Annotated in this window: 17 protein-coding genes and 1 tRNA gene; 7 read left to right on the top strand and 11 right to left on the bottom strand. The window is 37.7% G+C overall.

Features of this window, described 5'->3' with window-relative positions; all coding sequences use genetic code 11:
• The first annotated feature begins 78 nt into the window (after positions 1-78).
• From ACFINF_RS01130 to ACFINF_RS01115, 4 genes are all read left to right on the top strand, one after another.
• Positions 79-155, top strand: a tRNA-Arg gene (locus ACFINF_RS01130).
• A gap of 654 nt (positions 156-809) precedes the next feature.
• Positions 810-2,483, top strand: coding sequence for a formate--tetrahydrofolate ligase (locus ACFINF_RS01125; protein ID WP_375619289.1), 1,674 nt, complete (start codon positions 810-812; stop codon positions 2,481-2,483).
• 186 nt (positions 2,484-2,669) lie between these two features.
• On the top strand, positions 2,670-2,903 hold the full coding sequence (rpsU, locus tag ACFINF_RS01120; RefSeq protein WP_273717519.1) for a 30S ribosomal protein S21: 234 nt from the start codon (positions 2,670-2,672) through the stop codon (positions 2,901-2,903).
• A 1,330-nt stretch (positions 2,904-4,233) separates the two neighbouring features.
• On the top strand, positions 4,234-4,794 hold the full coding sequence (locus ACFINF_RS01115; protein ID WP_026500127.1) for an SH3 domain-containing protein: 561 nt from the start codon (positions 4,234-4,236) through the stop codon (positions 4,792-4,794).
• 46 nt (positions 4,795-4,840) lie between these two features.
• On the opposite strand, the gene irrA is transcribed toward ACFINF_RS01115, so the two are convergent.
• Positions 4,841-5,353 carry an iron response transcriptional regulator IrrA gene (irrA, locus tag ACFINF_RS01110; RefSeq protein ID WP_375619288.1) on the bottom strand — a complete coding sequence of 171 codons (513 nt, stop codon included), beginning with the start codon at positions 5,351-5,353 and terminating at the stop codon, positions 4,841-4,843.
• Between the two features lie 231 nt (positions 5,354-5,584).
• Here irrA and fabA point away from each other — a divergent pair, with 231 nt between their 5' ends.
• From fabA to fabI, 3 genes are read left to right on the top strand one after another with little or no spacing between them, the layout of a single operon-like run.
• Positions 5,585-6,094: a 3-hydroxyacyl-[acyl-carrier-protein] dehydratase FabA gene (gene fabA, locus ACFINF_RS01105; protein WP_012754549.1), complete on the top strand. Its 510-nt coding sequence runs from the start codon at positions 5,585-5,587 to the stop codon at positions 6,092-6,094.
• 57 nt (positions 6,095-6,151) lie between these two features.
• Positions 6,152-7,372, top strand: a complete 1,221-nt coding sequence (gene fabB, locus ACFINF_RS01100; RefSeq protein WP_375619287.1) for a beta-ketoacyl-ACP synthase I — start codon at positions 6,152-6,154, stop codon at positions 7,370-7,372.
• Between the two features lie 48 nt (positions 7,373-7,420).
• Positions 7,421-8,239 carry an enoyl-ACP reductase FabI gene (gene fabI / locus ACFINF_RS01095; protein WP_375619286.1) on the top strand — a complete coding sequence of 273 codons (819 nt, stop codon included), beginning with the start codon at positions 7,421-7,423 and terminating at the stop codon, positions 8,237-8,239.
• A 1,884-nt stretch (positions 8,240-10,123) separates the two neighbouring features.
• Here fabI and gpsA read toward each other — a convergent pair.
• The 10 genes from gpsA to rpsT form a co-directional block, all read right to left on the bottom strand.
• A complete protein-coding gene (gpsA, locus tag ACFINF_RS01090; RefSeq protein ID WP_375619285.1) occupies positions 10,124-11,131 on the bottom strand; it encodes an NAD(P)H-dependent glycerol-3-phosphate dehydrogenase in 1,008 nt (335 codons plus the stop codon).
• Between the two features lie 398 nt (positions 11,132-11,529).
• On the bottom strand, positions 11,530-12,018 hold the full coding sequence (cyoD, locus tag ACFINF_RS01085; protein WP_273787462.1) for a cytochrome o ubiquinol oxidase subunit IV: 489 nt from the start codon (positions 12,016-12,018) through the stop codon (positions 11,530-11,532).
• Positions 12,018-12,686, bottom strand: a complete 669-nt coding sequence (locus ACFINF_RS01080) for a cytochrome (ubi)quinol oxidase subunit III (protein WP_375619284.1) — start codon at positions 12,684-12,686, stop codon at positions 12,018-12,020. Before ACFINF_RS01080 ends, cyoD begins: the two co-directional genes overlap by 1 nt.
• On the bottom strand, positions 12,683-14,701 hold the full coding sequence (gene cyoB / locus ACFINF_RS01075; protein WP_375619283.1) for a cytochrome o ubiquinol oxidase subunit I: 2,019 nt from the start codon (positions 14,699-14,701) through the stop codon (positions 12,683-12,685). The genes ACFINF_RS01080 and cyoB overlap by 4 nt, the downstream gene beginning before the upstream one ends.
• A 75-nt stretch (positions 14,702-14,776) precedes the next feature.
• Positions 14,777-15,748 (bottom strand): ubiquinol oxidase subunit II, encoded by a 972-nt coding sequence (cyoA, locus tag ACFINF_RS01070; protein WP_375619282.1) that lies wholly within the window; start codon positions 15,746-15,748, stop codon positions 14,777-14,779.
• Positions 15,749-15,880: 132 nt separating this feature from the next.
• The gene (gene aroQ / locus ACFINF_RS01065) at positions 15,881-16,333 is read right to left on the bottom strand and encodes a type II 3-dehydroquinate dehydratase (protein WP_273787466.1); all 453 of its coding nucleotides are present in this window, start codon (positions 16,331-16,333) and stop codon (positions 15,881-15,883) included.
• A gap of 54 nt (positions 16,334-16,387) precedes the next feature.
• On the bottom strand, positions 16,388-17,521 hold the full coding sequence (gene recF / locus ACFINF_RS01060; RefSeq protein ID WP_375619281.1) for a DNA replication/repair protein RecF: 1,134 nt from the start codon (positions 17,519-17,521) through the stop codon (positions 16,388-16,390).
• A 20-nt stretch (positions 17,522-17,541) separates the two neighbouring features.
• Positions 17,542-18,663: a DNA polymerase III subunit beta gene (gene dnaN / locus ACFINF_RS01055; RefSeq protein ID WP_375619280.1), complete on the bottom strand. Its 1,122-nt coding sequence runs from the start codon at positions 18,661-18,663 to the stop codon at positions 17,542-17,544.
• A 185-nt stretch (positions 18,664-18,848) separates the two neighbouring features.
• Positions 18,849-20,420: a chromosomal replication initiator protein DnaA gene (gene dnaA / locus ACFINF_RS01050; RefSeq protein WP_375619279.1), complete on the bottom strand. Its 1,572-nt coding sequence runs from the start codon at positions 20,418-20,420 to the stop codon at positions 18,849-18,851.
• Between the two features lie 701 nt (positions 20,421-21,121).
• A complete protein-coding gene (rpsT, locus tag ACFINF_RS01045) occupies positions 21,122-21,388 on the bottom strand; it encodes a 30S ribosomal protein S20 (RefSeq protein ID WP_012754537.1) in 267 nt (88 codons plus the stop codon).
• Positions 21,389-21,498: the final 110 nt, after the last annotated feature.

Raw genomic sequence — 21,498 nt, 5'->3', positions numbered from 1 at the left:
TCCAAGTTTCACTTGCATTTCTTTAATGAAACGATTAGGAACCCTTTGTCATAGATAATGTAAAAAACTGAAATGTATGCACCCGTAGCTCAGCTGGATAGAGCACCAGACTACGAATCTGGGGGTCAGGAGTTCGAATCTCTTCGGGTGCGCCATCTATCAATGATATCTTCTTATAAATTCAGGCTCTTTAAATTCTTTATTTTGTGATTTATTTTTGCCTATCTTTGTTTTTTGTATTTTGTTACTTTATTCTGTTGTCAGTCGTTTCTTTAGCCATTTTGCTAGAATAAGATGTTATGAGTCCTTCGATTCAGCTCCAAGGTGCTTTTATTAGCTAATAATCATAACGATTGCATAAGCAGCGTATGTTGTTTTCTTTTTTCGATCTATGTGCTTGTTTTTAGTCTCTTCCGGATTATACTCTTTAATCAGTTAGATAATTTTTTGCGTGCTTATTTCTAATTTTTCCATAACTAGATGTTTCTGGATATTTTATTCCTAGCAATCCCATCTTAACAGGGACTTCAGATGTGCCGCCATAAAACACTTATGGTATCCATTAATATCATTAGCATTTTGTTGCAAACCAAAGCTTCTTTTCGAGATATTTTTAATTGAATTAAACATATTTTTACTGCTTAAAAGCAAAGAAACTCTTCTCGTGCTTCTTTAGCATTATCTCTTGCATAGCATGTCATCGACTTCTATGATATCCTAACACTTTCTGTTCTCTATGAATTCTTCTAATTAATCCATGGGGTACAGATCTCGAACATTAATAAAAGATAAGTTTAAAGAATTTTTCCATGCCTAAAACAGATATTGAAATTGCTCGCACTGCTAAAAAGCAGCATATTATTGAAATTGCACAAAAAATTGGTATCTCACATGAAAATCTCATTCCCTATGGCCATGATAAAGCTAAAATTTCTTCTGAATACATAAAATCGCTTGATAAAAATCCAGATGGTAAACTTATACTCGTCACAGCTATCAATCCCACACCTGCCGGAGAAGGCAAAACAACAACAACAGTTGGACTAAGTGATGCTCTTAATCTTATTGGTAAAAAAACAATAGCTACCTTGAGAGAACCGTCTTTAGGTCCCTGTTTTGGTGTAAAAGGTGGTGCTGCTGGTGGTGGTTATGCGCAAGTCGTTCCAATGGATGACCTTAATTTACATTTTACCGGTGATTTTCATGCTATTACAGCTGCTCATAATCTTCTTGCCGCAATGATAGATAATCACCTTTATTGGGGAAATACTCTAAACATTGATCCACGTCGCATTGTTTGGAAACGCGTTCTTGATATGAATGACCGTGCATTGCGCGATATTGTTATTTCATTGGGGGGCATAACAAATGGTTTTCCACGCCAAACAGGTTTTGATATTACTGTTGCGTCAGAAATTATGGCGCTTCTTTGTCTTTCTGAAAATTTAGAAAACCTTACACAAAGACTCAAAAAAATTATTGTTGCTTATCGTTATGATAAAACGCCCATCACCGTTTCTGATCTCAATGCGGAAGGTGCAATGGCAGTTCTTCTTAAAGATGCTATACAACCCAATCTCGTACAGACAATTGAAAATAATCCTGTTCTCGTTCATGGAGGACCTTTTGCCAACATTGCCCATGGTTGCAATTCAGTTATAGCAACAAAAACTGCTTTAAAACTTGCTGATTATGTTGTCACAGAAGCAGGGTTTGGAGCAGATCTTGGAGCAGAAAAGTTCTTCAATATCAAATGTAGGCAAGCAGGTATTGTACCAAATGCTACAGTGATCGTCGCAACTATTCGTGCATTAAAAATGAATGGTGGTGTGGATAAAAATAACCTGACAGAAGAAAATATCACCGCTTTAGAAAAAGGAACAGCTAATCTTTTACGACATATAAAAAATATGGAGCACTACGGTATTCCTTGTGTTGTGGCTATCAATCATTTTGACAGCGATAGCGACGCTGAAATAAAAACATTACAAAAAATAGTTGCAACAACTGGACAGAAAGCTATTATCTGTAAGCATTGGGAACAAGGTGGAAAAGGCGCTATAGAACTTGCACAAGAACTCGTTACCTTGATTGAAGAAAAACATTCTCATTTTAAAGTTTTATATCAAGATAATATTCCACTCGTTCAAAAAATTAATTGTATTATAACAAAGCTATACGGTGGGCGTGGCGCCATCATCCCAGCCCCTATTCTCAAAAAACTTGAATCTTGGGAAAAAGAAGGTTTTGGCACCTACCCTATTTGTATGGCAAAAACACCTTATTCTTTTTCTTCTGATCCCAAGCAATATGGTGCTCCTGTTGATTTTGAAATTCCCGTACGAGAAGTTCGTCTCTCCGCAGGAGCCGGTTTTATTGTTGTCATTTGTGGAGATGTTATGACCATGCCGGGACTACCCCATTATCCCACGGCTGAAAAAATTCAGCTTGACGAAAATGGTCAAATACAAGGACTTTCATAAATTTATAACCGTAAATTCTATCATTCATTATAAAAAGCGTTTTATTGCAAAAAGAATATAATTTTAAAAAGCAATATAGACAAATGTCTTATTTATATGATATAGGTGCTTGTCCTTTTGGATATGCCTTTAAAAGGACGTAGGTTTTTCCTATCATTTATGACACTGAAAAAAGCAGGATAGATAGTGCAAGTACTCGTTCGTGATAATAATGTTGACCAAGCGCTCCGTGCGTTGAAAAAAAAGATGCAGCGTGAAGGTATCTTCCGTGAAATGAAAATGCGTAGTTATTATGAGAAGCCGTCTGAGAGGCGTGCTCGTGAAAAAGCTGAAGCTATTCGTCGTACACGTAAGCTTGCTCGTAAGCGTGCGCAAAGAGAAGGTTTTGTTAGTAACGGACGGACTGTTGCGGTAAAGTAATATACTTTATGTAAGTGCATAAGTAGTAGATAATAAGATTCTAGAATTTTATCTTCATAGGTGATTGCAATAAATTGCTTGTGTGTGGTTTTTTTGTGTACAATGTTATCTAATATGTTAGTTATCTGAAAATAATACGGTTTCTGTCATAGGAGTGTTTTTTTCACTCTTATATTTCAAAAAACAGATAACAAACTACACTTTAGGTATTTAAGCGACTTGTTCCTATGTAAATTGAGTGTAAGATGTTTTATTATCACTTTTCGCTATAATTTTTCTCCTTCCGGATATCTCTTAATAACTTTTTTTATGTACAAATTTCATGATGATTTTCTTTTTTTGTCATTAAATATTCTATATCTTTCAAACATCCTAGATCAGATTGCAAAACAAAAGTAACTATCGCAATATGCGATTATGTTAAAAATATGATATCAAATGCATAATCCTCTTTCCCTTCAGTTATGTAACAAAACGATATAATTCTATAACTTTTTATATTTCTTGACTCTGTCTCTCTAAACGATGATGAATCTCAACCACTGCACTACAGCTTCTTTTTTCTTGATAAATTTTTTCTATTCATCACTTATGTAATAACCCCCATAAGTGTATTGAATAAGCCCTTCTATTTCATTCAACTTTCTTCTATACTGAGTTAGAAAAAAATAAAAATGCTTCTTATGAACGCCATAATTAATAAGAACTACGTAACGTTGAGAGCTGGTAAATGGTATGATGGATCTAGCTTATCTACCATACGAATAAGCATTATCATGGCATAAAATTATAGTATAGCAAATTTCATAAAATGGATTATCACGAAAAACTGTCCTGTTAAAATCAGCCCTTCATATATTAATCTACCCCATAATTTTACTCATATTTTTAAGCTTAAATGTTTTATTCATCGTATTATTTTGTCCATTCAAAACTTCTTTTCAAGCCACATGATAACTTCTTTATTAAATAGCTTTTTGTTCATAATATGCATACATGTACTTTTACTTCGAGAAACAAACTCAGAAAAGAGATGCAATACTTTAGCCCTAATTTCCTGTACAAAAACTGCTATGTCTCCAGTGTACTTTACTGTTTTATCACGCGTACAGCTACATAAAAATCTAGTGTTTATTTATATTTATCCCCTCATAAACAATATAAGCACTAAAAAATACAAACTTTTGTTTTCCTTATTTTGCTATTCTCGTAACAATTTTTTCATTGTTTAGATCTCTTTAACGAGCGATATGTCATAATTTTTATCAGTTTCACGTCTTATCTTTCAGATTTTAAATTTCCAATATATGATGAAATAAAGGAGTTCAGTGTGCAAAATTCTCGTTGGTTTCGCGTTTCAATACTCGCATCATGCATCTTAATAGCAACAGTCATTGTATTGGGTTCACCTCATTTGTTGCACGCACAAACATTTAATCAAAATTTAGGGCCCAGCGGTTTACCACTTCCGCGATTTGCTTCGATTAAACCCACCAGCGTTAATGTACGCGTCGGACCAGGAAGCAACTATTCTATCATTTTTACCTACAAAAAGAAGGGCTTACCTATTGAAATCATTCAAGAATATGATCAATGGCGCAAAATTCGTGATGCAGAAGGCGATGAGGGGTGGGTGTATCAGTCGCTTTTATCGGGAAAGCGAACTGCTATAACTATTCCATGGCAAAAAGATAAAACAAAAAGGCTGATGCTACGAAAAAACCCCACCGACAACGCAGAACTTGTGGCGGAAGTAGAACCTAATGTCATTGGTAATATTCGCCAATGTGATGGACAATGGTGCGAACTAAACATTAATAATACGCGCGGATGGCTTCAGCAACCCCAGTTATGGGGAATCTATCCTGATGAAAAAGTAAAAGGTTGGTGAATACTCAAACTTATCAAGTTTAACTTTTATTCCTCATTGAATATCCTCACTGCCTATCACAAGATTGATTTTTTGGTTTCAATCGTACGATCAAATCAACATGTGAAATTTCCATACCTTCTGGTGGCTTAGGCAAATTTCTAATAATGGGAGCTTCTTCCAAATTGTAAGGAATATCAAGAATACGATTTTCGCCTTCTATATAAAAATGGTAGTGATCAGAGGTATTGGTATCAAACCAAGTTTTTGAGCCTTCTACGGCAATAATCCGTAACAATCCCGCTTCCGTAAATTGATGAAGCGTATTATAAACCGTTGCTAAAGATACAGGTACACCTGCCCTCCCCGCTTCCTCATAGAGCTCTTCAGCAGTAATATGACGATTTCCTTGAGAAAAAATCATATGTGCAAGCTCCAACCGCTGACGTGTTGGACGCAGACCATTTTGACGCAAACGTTTTTCTAACATCGAAATGGAATAATATTGCACAATTTTTCCACACTCTTTTGTGAACTGTTGTTCTTCATTCATACCTAAATCGTCTGCACTTACTGACATATTACAAACCCAAATATATTCCTGCTAAATAAGATCAAAATACAAAAAAATGGGAATAGTATGGTGTAATCTTGTATTCCATTTTTAAATAATTACCTGTGTAGAATACATAAAAAAGGGCTTTTGTCATTAAAAATGATATAAAATCATTTCCCTCTCTTTGAAATTTGCTCTAAAAGTAGGTTGGGAAAAGCGCAGAAATAAAAATATATGCAAATAAATGGAGTAACAATGGCTGAACAAAAGTCTCGCTACACTTATGAAGAGCTTCTAAGCTGCGCTCGCGGCGAAATGTTTGGTAGAGGTAATGCGCAATTGCCAGCACCGCCAATGTTGATGATTCATCGAATCACTCAAATTAGCGAAACTGATGGTAAATACGATAAAGGAATGGTTCGCGCCGAATTTGACATTACACCAGACCTGTGGTTCTTTAATTGTCACTTTATAGGCGATCCTGTCATGCCAGGATGTCTCGGACTGGATGGTATGTGGCAATTAACAGGCTTTTTTCTTGGTTGGCTAGGCGAACCAGGAAAAGGGAGAGCGATATCAACAGGTGAAGTAAAGTTATCAGGGATGGTAACTCCACAAACCAAAATTCTTGAATATGAAATAGATTTTAAGCGTATTCGACGTGGAAATTTAGTCTTAGGAATAGCTGATGGGTGGCTAAAAGCAGATGGAGAGACTATTTATAAGGCGAATGATTTACGCGTTGCTTTATTCAAAGAAGATTGAACGTTATTTCCGTCAGAAAGAACTTTTCACTATTCTGTATGGAACGAGGAGGTATGAATGCGTCGAGTTGTTGTAACCGGAATGGGAATTGTCTCCGCGATTGGAAATGGACCTGAAGCTGTTTTAACCAGTTTACGTGAAGCAAAATCTGGAATTTCTTACGCGCCTCAATATGCCGAATTAGGCTTTCGTAGCAGAGTTTACGGCAAACCCGATATTAATATAGAAGAACTTGTAGATCGGCGTGCTCTACGTTTTCATGGGCGTGGAACAGCATGGAATCACATCGCCATGGATCAGGCAATTGCTGATGCGGGTCTAGAACCGCATGAAGTATCGAATGAACACACGGGTATTATTATGGGTTCTGGAGGTGCTTCAACTCAGTCAATCGTTGAGGCTGCTGATATTACACGCCAAAAAGGTCCAAAACGCATCGGTCCTTTTGTTGTGCCTAAAGTGATGAGTTCTACGGCATCCGCAACACTTGCAACTTTTTTTAAAATTAAGGGCGTAAACTATTCAATCTCTTCCGCATGTGCTACATCCAATCATTGTATCGGCAATGCTTATGAAACAATCCAATATGGAAAACAAGATCGCATTTTTGCTGGTGGTTGCGAAGATCTGGATTGGACATTATCTGTTTTATTCGATGCTATGGGTGCTATGTCCAGCAAATATAATGATGTACCAGAAAAAGCTTCGCGTGCTTATGACGCTAATCGTGATGGATTTGTTATTGCTGGTGGCGCTGGCGTTTTGGTTCTTGAAGAACTAGAAGTCGCTAAAGCACGTGGTGCAAAAATCTATGGAGAAATTGTTGGTTATGGCGCTACATCCGATGGATACGATATGGTCTCTCCATCGGGTGAGGGAGCAGAACGGTGCATGCGCATGGCACTTGCGACCGTCAAAAATAAGATTGATTATATCAATCCCCATGCAACAGCAACACCTGTTGGTGATCCCCCTGAAATAGAAGCGATCCGCCGTATCTTCGGAGCAGGTGATCAATGCCCGCCAATTTCTGCCACAAAATCTCTGACTGGTCATTCCTTGGGTGCAGCTGGTGTTCAAGAAGCAATCTACACACTGTTAATGATGCAGCATAATTTTATTTGTGAAAGTGCCCATATTGAAGAACTTGATCCAGCTTTTGCTGATATGCCAATCGTTCGTAAACGACGTGATCATCAACAACTGAATACCGTATTGTCAAATACTTTTGGCTTTGGCGGTACCAATGCAACACTTGTTTTCCAACGCTATGAATAAACACAAGTTCTTAGTAATTGAAAAAAGTACGGTCTTACGGAGAATAATATGAAAGGTTTGATGGAGGGCAAACGTGGCCTTATTATGGGGATTGCGAATGACCATTCAATTGCTTGGGGCATTGCCTGTCAGCTCGCACAAGCAGGAGCTGAATTAGCATTGACTTATCAAGGGAATGCTTTTGGAAAACGTGTTCAGCCTCTAGCTGATAAACTTGGCTGCAAATTAGTGCTAGAGTGTGATGTTGAAAAAATTGAAAATATTGACTACGTCTTTGAGCAACTTGAAAAAGAATGGAAAACAATTGATTTTATTGTCCATGCCATTGGTTTTTCAGACAAAACTCAGCTAAAAGGGCGTTATGTTGATGTTACAACACGTGAAAACTTTCAACGCACGATGGTTATTTCAGCTTATTCCTTTACTGAAATTGCCCAGCGCGCGGGTAGGCTTATGCCCAATGGAGGAACACTTTTAACTCTTACCTACGGTGCTTCACAGCAAGTTGTGCCTAATTATAACATCATGGGTGTTGCTAAAGCAGCTCTAGAAGCTATGGTACGTTATTTAGCAGCGGACTTTGGTCCTCAAAATATCCGTGTCAATGCGATTTCCGCTGGTCCTGTTAGAACTTTAGCAGGTAATGGTATTGCAGCTGCACGTGCAATATTTTCACATCAACGCCGTAATGCCCCATTACGTCGTACCGTAAATATTCATGAAATTGGAAAATCTGCTCTTTATCTACTCTCTGACTTATCATCAGGTGTTACAGGTGAAATCCATTATGTTGATTCAGGCTATAACATCATGTCTATGCCAATACTTGAAGAGCTGAAAAAAAATGATGATACTCAGGAAGGATAAAAATCATCGCACTTAGAAAAATATGACGTAAGGCACATGTGCAGGTCTTTATAAGAATAAGTGTAATACAAAACCAGATACCTTGTTTTGCAAAGTGTTTTATAAAAATCCGGAATATTTCTTCAATCCATGGTTGATAAATTTTGTATTTTATGACGTTATTTACCTTACTAAAGCATACGCTTTTGCTGTTGCTTATAAATCAATCCCCAGCCCTCGCAGTTTGAAACAGAGATTAGAGGATTATTAAAATCCTTAGCTTCAGCTTTTGTATACCAGATTGAAAAAAATATTGCCTACCGTTTTATTTATTCTTGAAACGCAAAGGCAATCTAATTTAGGAAGAATATAAAGACGTAAAGAAATCAATCATTAGCCTTACTATTATTCTTTAATGAGGCTTTACAGTTTTAAAAGCATCCACATCAATATTTTTTAAATAAGGGAGGTTACGCTTTACCTCACACTTTTATTTTTCTCGTTCTTTCATGAAAGCATTTCTCTGATATATCAGGTAAAATAGAACGCCCAAAAACACTACGGCTGTTGCTCCTTCATGCATTTTTTAAAAGATATCTCTCAATACACGCAATTCCATTTCACAATGGTATCTGTAGAACGTATAAAAATCCCCGTGAAGTACATAAATCCTTTTTGCTCCACCATTTTAATGTTTATACAAATGACAAACCGACACCATCATTTTACTTGCCATGTTCTAATGTTGAAACACCCCTTGATACTTAAGATGATTCATTAGAAGTATTTTTAATAATTTTTATCCACATACTAACCCGCTTGTGACAAGAAAATACATATTTTTAATTAATTCAATACAAAAATAAAATGAATTATTCATATAAATCAATTTGTTATCTTTATAATCACATTATTTTTTCAGTTTAAATGACAGCCACAAACAAGTACGATAACATTTTTTCAATTTTAGATTTTCAAAAGTCATTTCTTGCATATAAAAAACAGAATTGACATGTGAGAAAATAAAAGGCGTAAACATCTCTACTGAACAGCCTCAAGTGCCAAGAGCTGTCTCAACATTGGGGGCTGGTAGGATGTGTGATGATGCCCGGCTTCCTCCTTCGTAAAGGTAAAGATGGGGATGTGCACAATGGCTTTATCGTTACACTATTCACGGTCACCGTCGCGAATTGGGCTTGGGCGTTTTAAGAGAGGTCTCTTTAAAACAAGCGCGTGAATATACAACAGCAATAGTGTTTTATTTTGGGCGTTCTATTTTACCTGACACATCAAGGTGTGAGGTAATCTCCATTATTTAAAAAATATGCTTTAGATAGCATAAAACTGAATTTAAAAATGATGGTAGAAATGGAAACTGGTTTTCATCTTTAAAATTTCATCTTCTTCCCAAATTAGATTGTCTTCTTGTTTTAAAGAATTACACAAACAGAGACACACGATATCCCTGCCCCTATCGAGATATAAACGCTGTTACACGCAGAAAATAATATTGAAAATTGGATAATAGCAATGATATTTTTAGCTTATATGTTACATAAATAAGATGCTTCCACCTAATGAGTCTTGTATTATTCTGTTTGCAAATATCATTGTGAGATGAATTTAAGAGAAAATCAAAATATCTTGTTCATTACATTGCATAAATTCATTATATTACATAAACATGTGTAAGGGGAAACGATAATTTATTTTCAAAGAGATAGTTCTTAGACAAAAGCCAAAACTTTTATATTTCATCCACGTTTCATAAAGAATCGAATGATATGAATCTATAATTTCCTAGAATATGACTGTCTTATACAACCATCAATACAATCTATTTTATATGCCTATCATAGCATGTTTCTATTTTTTACGATTGGAATTATTTAAAAAAACAGGATATCATTGTATTTCATCCTTAAGAGTACGGCTTAGTAATGCGTTCGCCGCTTCAGTTATGTTTTTACCACAATAGAGAATTTGATAAATTTGTTCTACAATGGGCATTTCTATCCCAATACGTTGCGCCAACGTATGTACTTCCTTGGTATTTAAGTACCCTTCCACAACCTGACCAATTTGTTTTTCCGCTTCTTTTATATCTACTCCTTTACCAAGAAGTATTCCAAAACGGCGATTACGCGACTGATTATCAGTACATGTCAAAACCAGATCACCTAAGCCTGTCATTCCCATAAATGTGGAAAGCTCAGCACCCATAGCCCCCCCTAAACGACTGATTTCAGCTAGTCCTCGTGTGATGAGAGCTATTCGTGCATTTGCACCAAACCCCATGCCATCTGATATTCCTGCACCAATAGCAATAACATTTTTGACTGCTCCCCCTAATTGAACACCAATCATATCTGAACTTTTATAAACTCTAAAACTTTTGTCACAATGAAAAAGTTGCTGCAATTCTTCACCAAACTCAACATCAGAAGCTGCTATCGTCATTGCAGTAGGCCAACCAATAGCTAGTTCTTGAGCAAACGTTGGTCCAGAAAAAACTGCTAAAGGAATTTTTTCACCTAAAATCTCACGAGCAACCTCTTGTAAGAAACGTCCGGTACCATGTTCTAAACCTTTTGTTGCCCAAATAACACGTGAATGCTGATCTAAATAAGGCTGAATATTATACAAAACTTGATGAAATACATGGCTTGGAACAGCGATTAATATATTGCGACTTGCTGCTATTGCAGTTTCAAGCGAAGCTTCAAGTAATAAATTTTCAGGAAATTGAATATCGGGTAAATATACTTGATTACAACGTTGTTCCTGTAATTCTTTGATATGTTGGGATTTATATCCCCAAAGTAAAACATTATGACCATTACGAGCAAGAGCAATCGCTAATGCAGTACCAAAAGAACCAGCACCAATAACTGTCATTGCAACGGTTTTCATTAAGTTTTCTGATTATTCTCTAAATTTTGATTTCAGTGGCATATTATTATTACAAATAACTTCTAATGCTATTTTTAATATAAATCCTGTAAATCATAAAAACGTTACCGCATCGTAGCTTTTATCTCACACAACATAAAAACTTGTTTCTCACATTCTCTTTCTTTGTAGTAAATTGTATAAACATCACTTTTTGTATATCCTACAAAGAGCTATTTATCTCAAAAATTAAGGCTTGACTAAATACTCTATGGAATTTCTCTTTTAAAATAAAAGTACATTTAAAATCATGAGACTCATTCCACTGATATCTTGTACCCACCCCTCTCTTTAATATCCTACGAATTTCTTGTAAGAGCTGATACATGCTGCATCAGCTCCACAGATACTTCTAACAACTACTCCACAGGAGACTGCGTACTTAGCCCCTGCTCCACAGGCATTTCTGAGCCCTGTATCTTTTCTGGCTGTTTTCTTACGGATATATCTTTGTTTGATAACTGCTCAGATACTGAAGAATCATCTCTACTTGATATTTCCGGTTCAATAACACGTCCAGAACCACCCATCATATTATAATTCAAATGAGAAATAGCCCACCAAGTTCCCCCAATAATAACAAAAACGCAAATAGCAGCAAACCACAATGCGCTTAAATTCCACTTGGCATCTGGACCAGAATTCAAGTGCAAAAAGAAAACAATTTGTACTATAATCTGAATGATCGCCATCCCAATAAGATATGCAACCTTTGTACTAACTGCCCAACTTTCCATCATTCCATACATCACAGGAACAAAAGAACCTAGGGTGAAAAATACAGCCAGAATAAAACCGACCAAATAGGAACCAGTACTGGGACCATGTGTTTCATTTTGCATGCTCATCACAACGCTCCTAATAGATAAACCATGGTGAAAACACCAACCCATACAATATCAAGTAAATGCCAAAAAATGGAAAGGCATGCTAAACGTGTTTTATTGTTCTGATCCAAGCCATTACGACGAAGATGAAAAAACATCACAACCATCCAAAGAAGACCAACACTTACGTGAAGTCCATGGGTGCCAACCAAAGCAAAAAATGCTGACCAATAAGCAGAGAGAATCTCCCGTCCAAAAAGCTGTAAACCCGTTGCAGGATCAATACCAGCATAAGCATTTGGATCGTAATAAAAGACCTCACCCAAAAGTTCATGAAATTCGTAAAGTTCCATACCAATGAAGCAACAGCCAAATACAAAGGTAATAGCCATCCATAAACGCACACCACTGATGTTATTTTTATGTGCTTGTACCATTGTAAAACCATAAGTGACGGATGAAAACAACAAGAAAGCAGTCTCAACCAAAACAAATTTTAAATCAATAAACTCATTGCCCGCCTTACCACCACCATAAGAAGCAGAAAAAACAGCAAAACTTGAAAAAAGTGTCGAAAACAGGATCAAATCTGAGAGAATATAGACCCAAAAACCAAACGTCATTACCGAACTATTATCGTGGTGATGTTCATCCACAGCACTCACTTTATTCATTGTTACTGCACTCATACTGTCACTCCTTGTTCTTTAAGAACAGCTGTAAAGGCATCTTCAGTTTTTTGTACTTCTTCAGCCGGAATATAATAACCATGATGGTCACCTGTTAATGAATGACACACAAGCGTCGCAATAAAACCAATCAAACCGACCGCAACAAGCCACCAAATATGCCAGACAAGCGCAAAACCAACAACTAATGAGAAGAATCCCGCAATAATTCCAGCCGATGTATTGGACGGCATATGAATTTTTGTAAATCCACTGGTAGGACGTTGATAACCACTTTTCTTCATATTCCAATAAGCATCATCAGACTGTATTTTCGGAACTATTGCAAAATTGTAAGAAGGTGGCGGTGAAGAGATAGACCATTCAAGGGTCCGTGCATCACCCCAAGAATCATTTAATGTTACAGGTAAACGTCCCTTATGTTTGATACCGTACCAAATCGCCAAAACAACTTGCAGCACAAAACAAAGGATACCAAGCAAAATAATAAAAGCACCCAATGCAGCAATCATAAACATCGGTTGCCAACTAGGTTCCATATAATGCTGGAGACGACGCGTCCCACCCATTAAACCAAGTGCATAGACTGGGAAAAAGGCAAGGTAAAAACCAATGAACCAACACCAGAAAGATGCAATACCCAATGCCCGATTCGGTTTATAACCAAAAACTTTTGGAAACCAAAATGCAATCCCCGCCAAGTACGCAAAAACGACACCACCAATAATTGTATGATGGAAATGCGCTACCAAAAACAACGAATTATGAAACTGCCAATCAGCTGGTACAATAGATAACAAAACACCAGTTAATCCACCACCAACAAATGTAAAAATCATTCCCATGCACCAAAGCATTGGAGGCTCAAAGCGAATCCGCCCCTTATACATAGTTAGCAGCCAATTAAAGACTTTTACACCTGTTGGAACGGCAATAATCATTGTCGCAATACCAAAGAAAGTATTCACAGCTTCACCGCCACCCATTGTGAAGAAATGATGTCCCCAAACAAGAAGCGAAAGAATCAAAATAACCAACATGGCCCATATCATCGAAGTATAACCAAAGAGGCGTTTTGAAGAAAAAGTTGATACAACCTCAGAAACAATTCCAAAAGCAGGAACAACCAAAACATAAACCTCAGGATGACCAAAAACCCAAACATAGTTAATCCATACCATCGGATTTCCGCCACCAACATTAGAAAAGAAATTCATGCCCAAATAACGATCGCATGCCAAGAGTGCAAATGCTACAGTTAAGACAGGGTAAATAACTAAAATAAGGACATTGCTAACAAAAGCGCTCCAACAAAAAACAGGCATTCTCATCATCGTCATCCCAGGAGCACGCATCTTAATCAAAGTCGCAACAAAATTGACCGCCCCCATTGTTGTCGCTATACCAGAAAGTTGAAGTGACCATAAATAATAGTCTACCCCTGTATCTGGACTCGTTTGCAATTCTGTAAAAGGTGGATACATCAACCAGCCACCACGACCAAAATTCCCAACACCTAGGGATATGTTAATCAATATTGCCCCTGCAGCCGTAATCCAAAAACCTAGATTATTTGCAAAGGGAAAAGCAACATCACGCGCACCAATTTGAAGCGGTATAAGATAATTAAAAAGACCAAATAAAATAGGCGTGGCCATGAAAAAAATCATAATAGTGCCATGCGCCGAAAAAATTTGATCAAAATGGTCAGGGGGCAAATAACCTGCACTTTCACTCCCAAGAGCTAAAGCTTGATGTGTTCGCATCATGAGTGCGTCCGCAAAACCGCGAACAAGCATAATAATTCCAAGAACTATATACATAATGCCTATGCGTTTATGGTCAACAGTTGTAATCCAATTTCGCCATAGAATCCCCCACCACCCAAGTGCTGTTAGAGCAACAACAGCAATTAAACCAACCACAACAATCGCAATACACGTGTATAAAACGATCGGCTCATGTGCAAGTGCATGAAAAGCACCTGCCGTAGGATCTGTAAGTCTTCCAAACATTTCTCAACCCATTTCAAATGAAATTCAAGTTTAAAAGAAACCTTATGTTAAAAGGGCTCTTTCTTTACTGACCCTTTAAATAACATCAGGATCAAATACTGAACATAGTGCACCCCATAGCGTCTGAGCAGCAGCACGTTTCATTAAATCCTCATTACATACCGTATTTTCATCGACACATCGATTAACAATACGATAGTAAAGGCGCTTCTCAACAGGTGCAAAATAACGAACTTCAGCATCTTTTTTCTTCGCAGCAATATCACCCATACGAGGCGCAATAGAAAGTTGACGATAAGATGCACGATCAAGTACTCGACCATTAGCCCGAGCTTTTACAATCCAATCCTCAAAGTCCTGCAAAGACACAGAATGCCACTTAAACCGCATACTCGAAAAACCATCACCACTGTAATTTGCTGAGGTTCCTTTGAATACTCCTTGCTCTTCAGCGACCAAATGCAACTTAGCATTCATCTGCGGCATAGCGTAAAGAACTGTACCCAGTTTGGGGACCCAAAAAGCATTGACAGAATTCTCTGACGTCAATTGCAATAAAACTTGACGTCCTTCAGGCGCATAAATCTCATTAATCGATGCAACACCATATTCAGGATAAATAAAAAGCCATTTCCAATCAAGAGAAACGGCATCAATCTGTAATGGCTTTCCTTCACCTACAACTTCCACTGGGAGAGGATTTGTAGGTTCCAGCTTATAAGTATAATAAGCTGTTAATGAACCTAAAACCATTACAATTACAATTGGAATACCCCACATCAACGCTTCAATTTTATTTGAATGCGCCCAATCAGGAGAATAGTCCGCTTTCATATTCGATGCACGATATTTTATAGCTAAAAATACCACACTCACCATAACTGGGATGACAACACAAAGCATCACCACTACACAAACAACTATCAAAATGAGCTGTTGACGTGCAACATAACCTGATGGCTGTATAACATCAATTTTACAACCAGATAAAAGCAGTGCTCCCCCTAAAATCACAAGCATTTCTAATTGTCGAACAAAGCTTTTCATCTCTATTTACCCCCGTCATATGCACCAAAAATTGTCATAAATATATATACCTCGTATTGTACAGATTTGAAAATAATTATCAAGTGAATTCAATGCCTATATTACTCTTATCAAACGCTTATTCTTTACCTATCACAATTTAATTGTTTTGCTTAATTGTTTTGCAATATATTCAAGTGCAAACCAATATCCATCACCTCCACACCCAGTTATGATAGCGTCTACACCTGCAGATGTATAAGAGTGGTGACGAAAAGCTTCACGCTGGTAAATATGAGATAAATGAACTTCTACTTTTGGCCCTGAAAACATTTTTAGGGCATCAAGAAGTGCAACAGATGTATGACTGTAAGCCGCTGGGTTAATAATCAATCCAGAACTTTCCTCTATTGCTTCTTGTATCCATGCTACCAACTGCCCTTCACAATTACTTTGATAAAAATTTATTATGATATCATTTTTTTTTGCCCATTCTCTGCATCTTTTTTCAATATCTTCCAGAGTCTCAGTTCCATAAATTTCTGGCTCACGTTGACCTAGAAAATTTAAATTAGGACCATTTAAAATCGTTATCATCTCAGACATAGCATGCCTTTTCTTTTAGACCTATCACTTATTAAAAAAATATTTAGCATGTTTTTACGACAATAAAGCCCCATCCTTAATCTCAAAGAATTCTGCGCGTCCTTTTAAGTCATCAAATAAAAGACGATCTGTTCCTGTCATAAATGTTTGTACAGCTAAATCATCAAGAATATCAAATAAAGCAGCGCGTCGATGCGAATCAAGATGAGCAGCCATTTCATCAAGAAGAAGAATGGGAGCTTTTTCCGACATCATACCTGTTAGACGTGCATGACACAAAACTAAACCTGTCAGCAGCGCTTTTTGTTCACCTGTTGAACACGATGTTGCTGCTATATTTTTATCAGCATAAAAAACCTGCAAATCTGCGCGATGTGGTCCTTCTAACGTCCGCCCAGCAGCACGGTCCATTGCGCGATTACGCCGCAATCGATCACAAAATTGCTCTTCAACTTCAATTGCTGATATTTCACTAAGAGCTGTTTCCAAAAAACCATCAATTTGCAAAAAAGCTCGTGGAAAAGGTATCTGTGATGGCATTTGTGTAAACATATCATTTAAAAGACGAATAACATCAACACGCGCCGCAGAAATAGCTGTCGCCAGTTCTGCCATCTGCTTTTCTAAAGCATCAAACCAAGCACAATCTTCATTTCCATCTAAAAACAAACGATTACGTGCGCGCATAGCTCTATCATAATCGGCTATGCGGCGCCTATGCAAGGGATCAATCGCCAAAACCATACGATCCAAAAAACTACGGCGCTCAAGCGAAGGACCTGTAAAAAGACCATCCATGGACGGTGTTAGGACACTAATATGACAATAATCTGTTAGGCAATCACCCGACTCATTTACACCATTAATATGGACTTTTCGACTGTTATCGCTAACCTCCAAAGCTGTACCAATCTTTACTTCACCATAAAGAGCGCATTCAAGACGCGCAAATACAACAAATCCTCCACCGCCACCATCTACAAAGCTAACGTCAGAATAAGCAGCACGCCGCAAACCACGACCAGGAGAAAGAAAAGATAACGCCTCTAAAAGATTCGTCTTACCAACACCGTTATGGCCGGTAAAAACCACATGCTGACCAGAAAAATGAATATTGAAAAAAGGATAATTGCGATAACGTAAAAGCTTCAGCTGCCTCACTGCCACTTTGTGCACATGACTGGCCATGCATTGCAAAACAATTGCCCCTAAACGCGAATAGGCATCAGTACATAGAGCACATCCGCATCATCATTATCACGAATCAGAGCTGGTGCTCCAGCCTCAGCCAACATAAAAACCATCTCGTCACTTGAAAGCTGCCCAGCAATATCCAAAAGATAACGTGAATTAAATCCTATCTCAAGCGGTTCAGATGCATAAGTTACTGATAATTGATCTTCTGCACTGCCCGAATCTGGGCTATTAACAACAAGCCTTAACTGTCCATGCTCAATCGTTAATTTAACTGCACGCCCCCGATCACTTGAAATCGTTGAAACACGATCAACTGCAGAAGAAAAGTCCTGCCTATTAACAATTAATTCTTTATCATTTCCAAGAGGGATAACACGTTGATAATCCGGAAATGTTCCATCAATTAATTTTGATGTAAAAATCACAGAACCTACAGAAAAACGAATCTTTGTCTCTGAAAGCTCTATACATACATCGCTATCATTTTCTTCTGAAAGAAGTTTTTGCAATTCTCCTACAGCTTTACGGGGGACTATAACACCAGGCATTCCCTCAACTCCTGAAGGAGCTTCCATCTCAACTTGTGCCAAACGATGACCATCAGTTGCAACCAAACGCAATTTCAAAACACCATCATTAATAACATGTAAATAAATACCATTAAGATAGTAACGGGTTTCTTCAGTAGAAATAGCAAACTGCGTACAATCAAGTAAATGTTTTAAGCTTGATGCCGATAGAGAAAAACGATAACCAAACTGCCCAGGAAGCGACTCTGGAAAATCTGCCTTCGGAAGACATTGAAGCTGAAAATGTGCACAACCCGAAACAACGGACATTGTGCCTGTCTGATTCTCATCGACGGATAATACAACTTCATTGCTATCAGGAAGTTTTCGAATGATATCATAGAGCAAATGTGCTGGAACAGTTGTTGCTCCAGCTTGTTTAACATTAACTGCAAAAGATTCCGTAACCTCTAAATCAAGGTCTGTTGCTTTTAACTGCACACGACCATTTTCTGCATCAATCAGCACATTCGATAAAATAGGAATAGTATTACGGCGCTCTACCACACGGTGAACCCGACCAAGAGACTTGAGAAATTGACTGCGATCAACTGTAATACGCATAAAAGCCCCGTATGATTTACTAAAAACTATAAGAATTCCTTAGCATTAAAATAGATCCTCTTCAAAGAATCGCCTGCTAGACTTTATTAAACCTCTCTTAAAATGGCAAGTCACTCCTGCATAAGAAAAAATAAATCTTTTCATTAAATTCTTTAAAGTTTCTCCAAAGAAAGAAACGATAAACACTATACAGCCTGTTCTCCAATCAACCGCTTAAGCAGTTCAAGTTCCTTAGCCAAGGTCTGATCACCACAAACCAAATCTTCAATTTTACGCACAGCGTGTAAAACTGTTGTATGATCACGTCCACCAAAACGACGCCCAATTTCTGGTAACGAGCGAGGAGTTAATACTTTTGCTAAATACATTGCAACTTGTCGTGGCTTCACAACCGTACGTGTTCGACGATTAGATAACAAGTCCTGTTTAGAAACATTATAATGACGTGCTACCGTACGCTGAATTTCTTCAATCCGAATGCGCTTAGGTTCACCAGGACGTGTCAAGTGACCTAATAACTCATCAATCCGCTCTAAAGATAAATCAGACTCAAAAGATTGACGAAACAAGAGCTGATTAAATGCACCTTCAATATCACGCCCCGACCCTAAAACCGTTTTCGCAATATATTCCAAGATATCATCAGAAATTGATACCATGCCATCATCTTGTTGTGCCACCTTCAACCGCTGGCGCAACATTTGCAAACGCATTTCATAATCTGGTGCTTCAATTTCAAGGGCTACCCCTCCCTGAAGACGAGAACGAACGCGAAGATCAAGCGATTCTAATTCTGCTGGCGGACGATCTGCAGCGACAACAACTTGTTTTGCACTATCAAGCAACATATTAAGCAAATGGCAAAACTCATGTTGTATCGACTTACCCTGCAAAAACTGCATATCATCAATAATCAAAAGGTCGATATCACGAAGCTGTTCTTTAAAAGAAAGAGCGTCATTATCACGAATAGCTGTTGCAAAACGCCACATAAAATATTCAGCAGTTAAATAAATAACGCGCGCAGACGTTAAACGCTTCAATGCAGAAGCAGCAATCGCTTGAAGCAAATGTGTTTTTCCTAAACCAACAGATGCGTGAATAAAAAGAGGATTAAAACGCAAAGCACTTTTATGCCCCTCCGCAATTGAACGCGCAGCTGCTAAAGCAACACGATTAGAAGCCCCCTCAACAAAACTTTCAAAAGTATAGCGAGAATCAAGCGGAGATCCAAAAACTCCCGTTTGAGAACTCTTAACTGAATGCTCTGCACAACTTTCAACAAAAGATGAAGCCGCCTGCTCCTCTAGCACCACAGAAGGAACACTTCTTTTACAAACGACATCTCTTGAAACGCGTTCCATACCACGAACAATAACTTCAACACGAAGAATTGCTGAATTTTCTTGTTTCCATAAATGAGTCAAAAGAGAACCATAGTGATTATTAATCCATGAACGTAAAAAAGCAGTAGGAACAGAAAGCTTTACAACAGTATGGCTATATTCAGCAAGCTTCACACGTCCAAACCAACTGGTATAAGCCTCAACACCAACCTGCACCTTTAATTGCGCCATAACACGTGTAAAAGCCGCCGCACTTTCCTCCTCTGAAACAATAGAATGCCCTATAGAAGCATTTCTACAAACTTCCTCATCACTCTCCGTCATCCTATTCTTTATTATGTTCTCTGCCGACAGGATATTCACCGAAACCCTTTTAAAGGAACTAGCTTTAGAGTTCAATTTATCCACCATCTTCCATCCTGATAAAAATAAAATTTTGTCCTGCCAAACAACTAAAATAAATCTAGCGAAGGCAAAACGCCCTACCCCAAATAAGATTACTCACCCTCCCCTAGGATAGCCTCATCACAACCCCACTAACAAAGATGACCAATAAGATTTACTTGCACTCATGATATGACCCACCCTTCTAAAATGGTAAACATATCCATTAAGAAAACTAAAAAATCGTCAGAAAACCTCTCCAGCACAAAAGCTTCGAAAAGCCTAAGTCAAAACATCTTGTACTCAACAAAATACAGAATAATGCGCTGGTGTGACCCCTTCATGCTTTTTAGTCTTCATAAGAACCATACAAAACAGCAGAGGTAAAATGCAAGAGGTCAAAATAAAATCAAAAAACCCGAAAAAAATGCTTGTATCAATGAGGAATGAAAAAAATATTGATTCAATTCATTTTTTTTCTCTAAATTTACCAACAATTAAAGAATCTCTTCAGATTTAAAAAAAAAAATAAAATGCTTGACAAAAAAGACTCTGTAAAAATCCACAAAGCTTGTGGATAACTATGCTCCCCCTATAAACTTTCTCTCCTTTTTCAAGAGGAGAATCATTATCGATTCTTATTTTCGATAGAAACTTATTTGAAATAATAAACAAAAAGCCAGCATCCTCATGGATACTGGCTTGATTCTTAATAAAGGAGAAAAAGCTTAAACGCTGAGAGCCTTCAAACGTTTAGCTAAACGCGACACTTTCCTCGCAGCAGCATTTTTATGAAAAACCCCTTTAGAAACCGCACGCATAATTTCAGGCTCAAAATTCTTAAATGCAATCTCTGCAGATGCCTTATCACCACCCGCTAAAGCATCATCAAACTTACGTATAAAGGTACGAACGCGCGAACGGCGGGCCCTATTAACCTGCGTGCGCGCAGCAACCTTGCGCACCGCTTTTCGAGCAGAAGGTGTATTCGCCATAAATATAATCTCTCTTTCAACACCTTGGTAAAATGAGTTTAAAGAATAACTCTACCAATATAAATAAATTTAACCCAAGCAAAACTATAAAGCTGCCTATAACTGTGTGG

The sequence above is a fragment of the Bartonella sp. TS25HLJMH genome (assembly GCF_042193505.1).
Taxonomy (GTDB): Bacteria; Pseudomonadota; Alphaproteobacteria; order Rhizobiales; family Rhizobiaceae; genus Bartonella; species Bartonella grahamii.
Note: the sequence above shows the minus strand (reverse complement) of the source record. Positions and strands in the feature narration are given on the sequence as shown.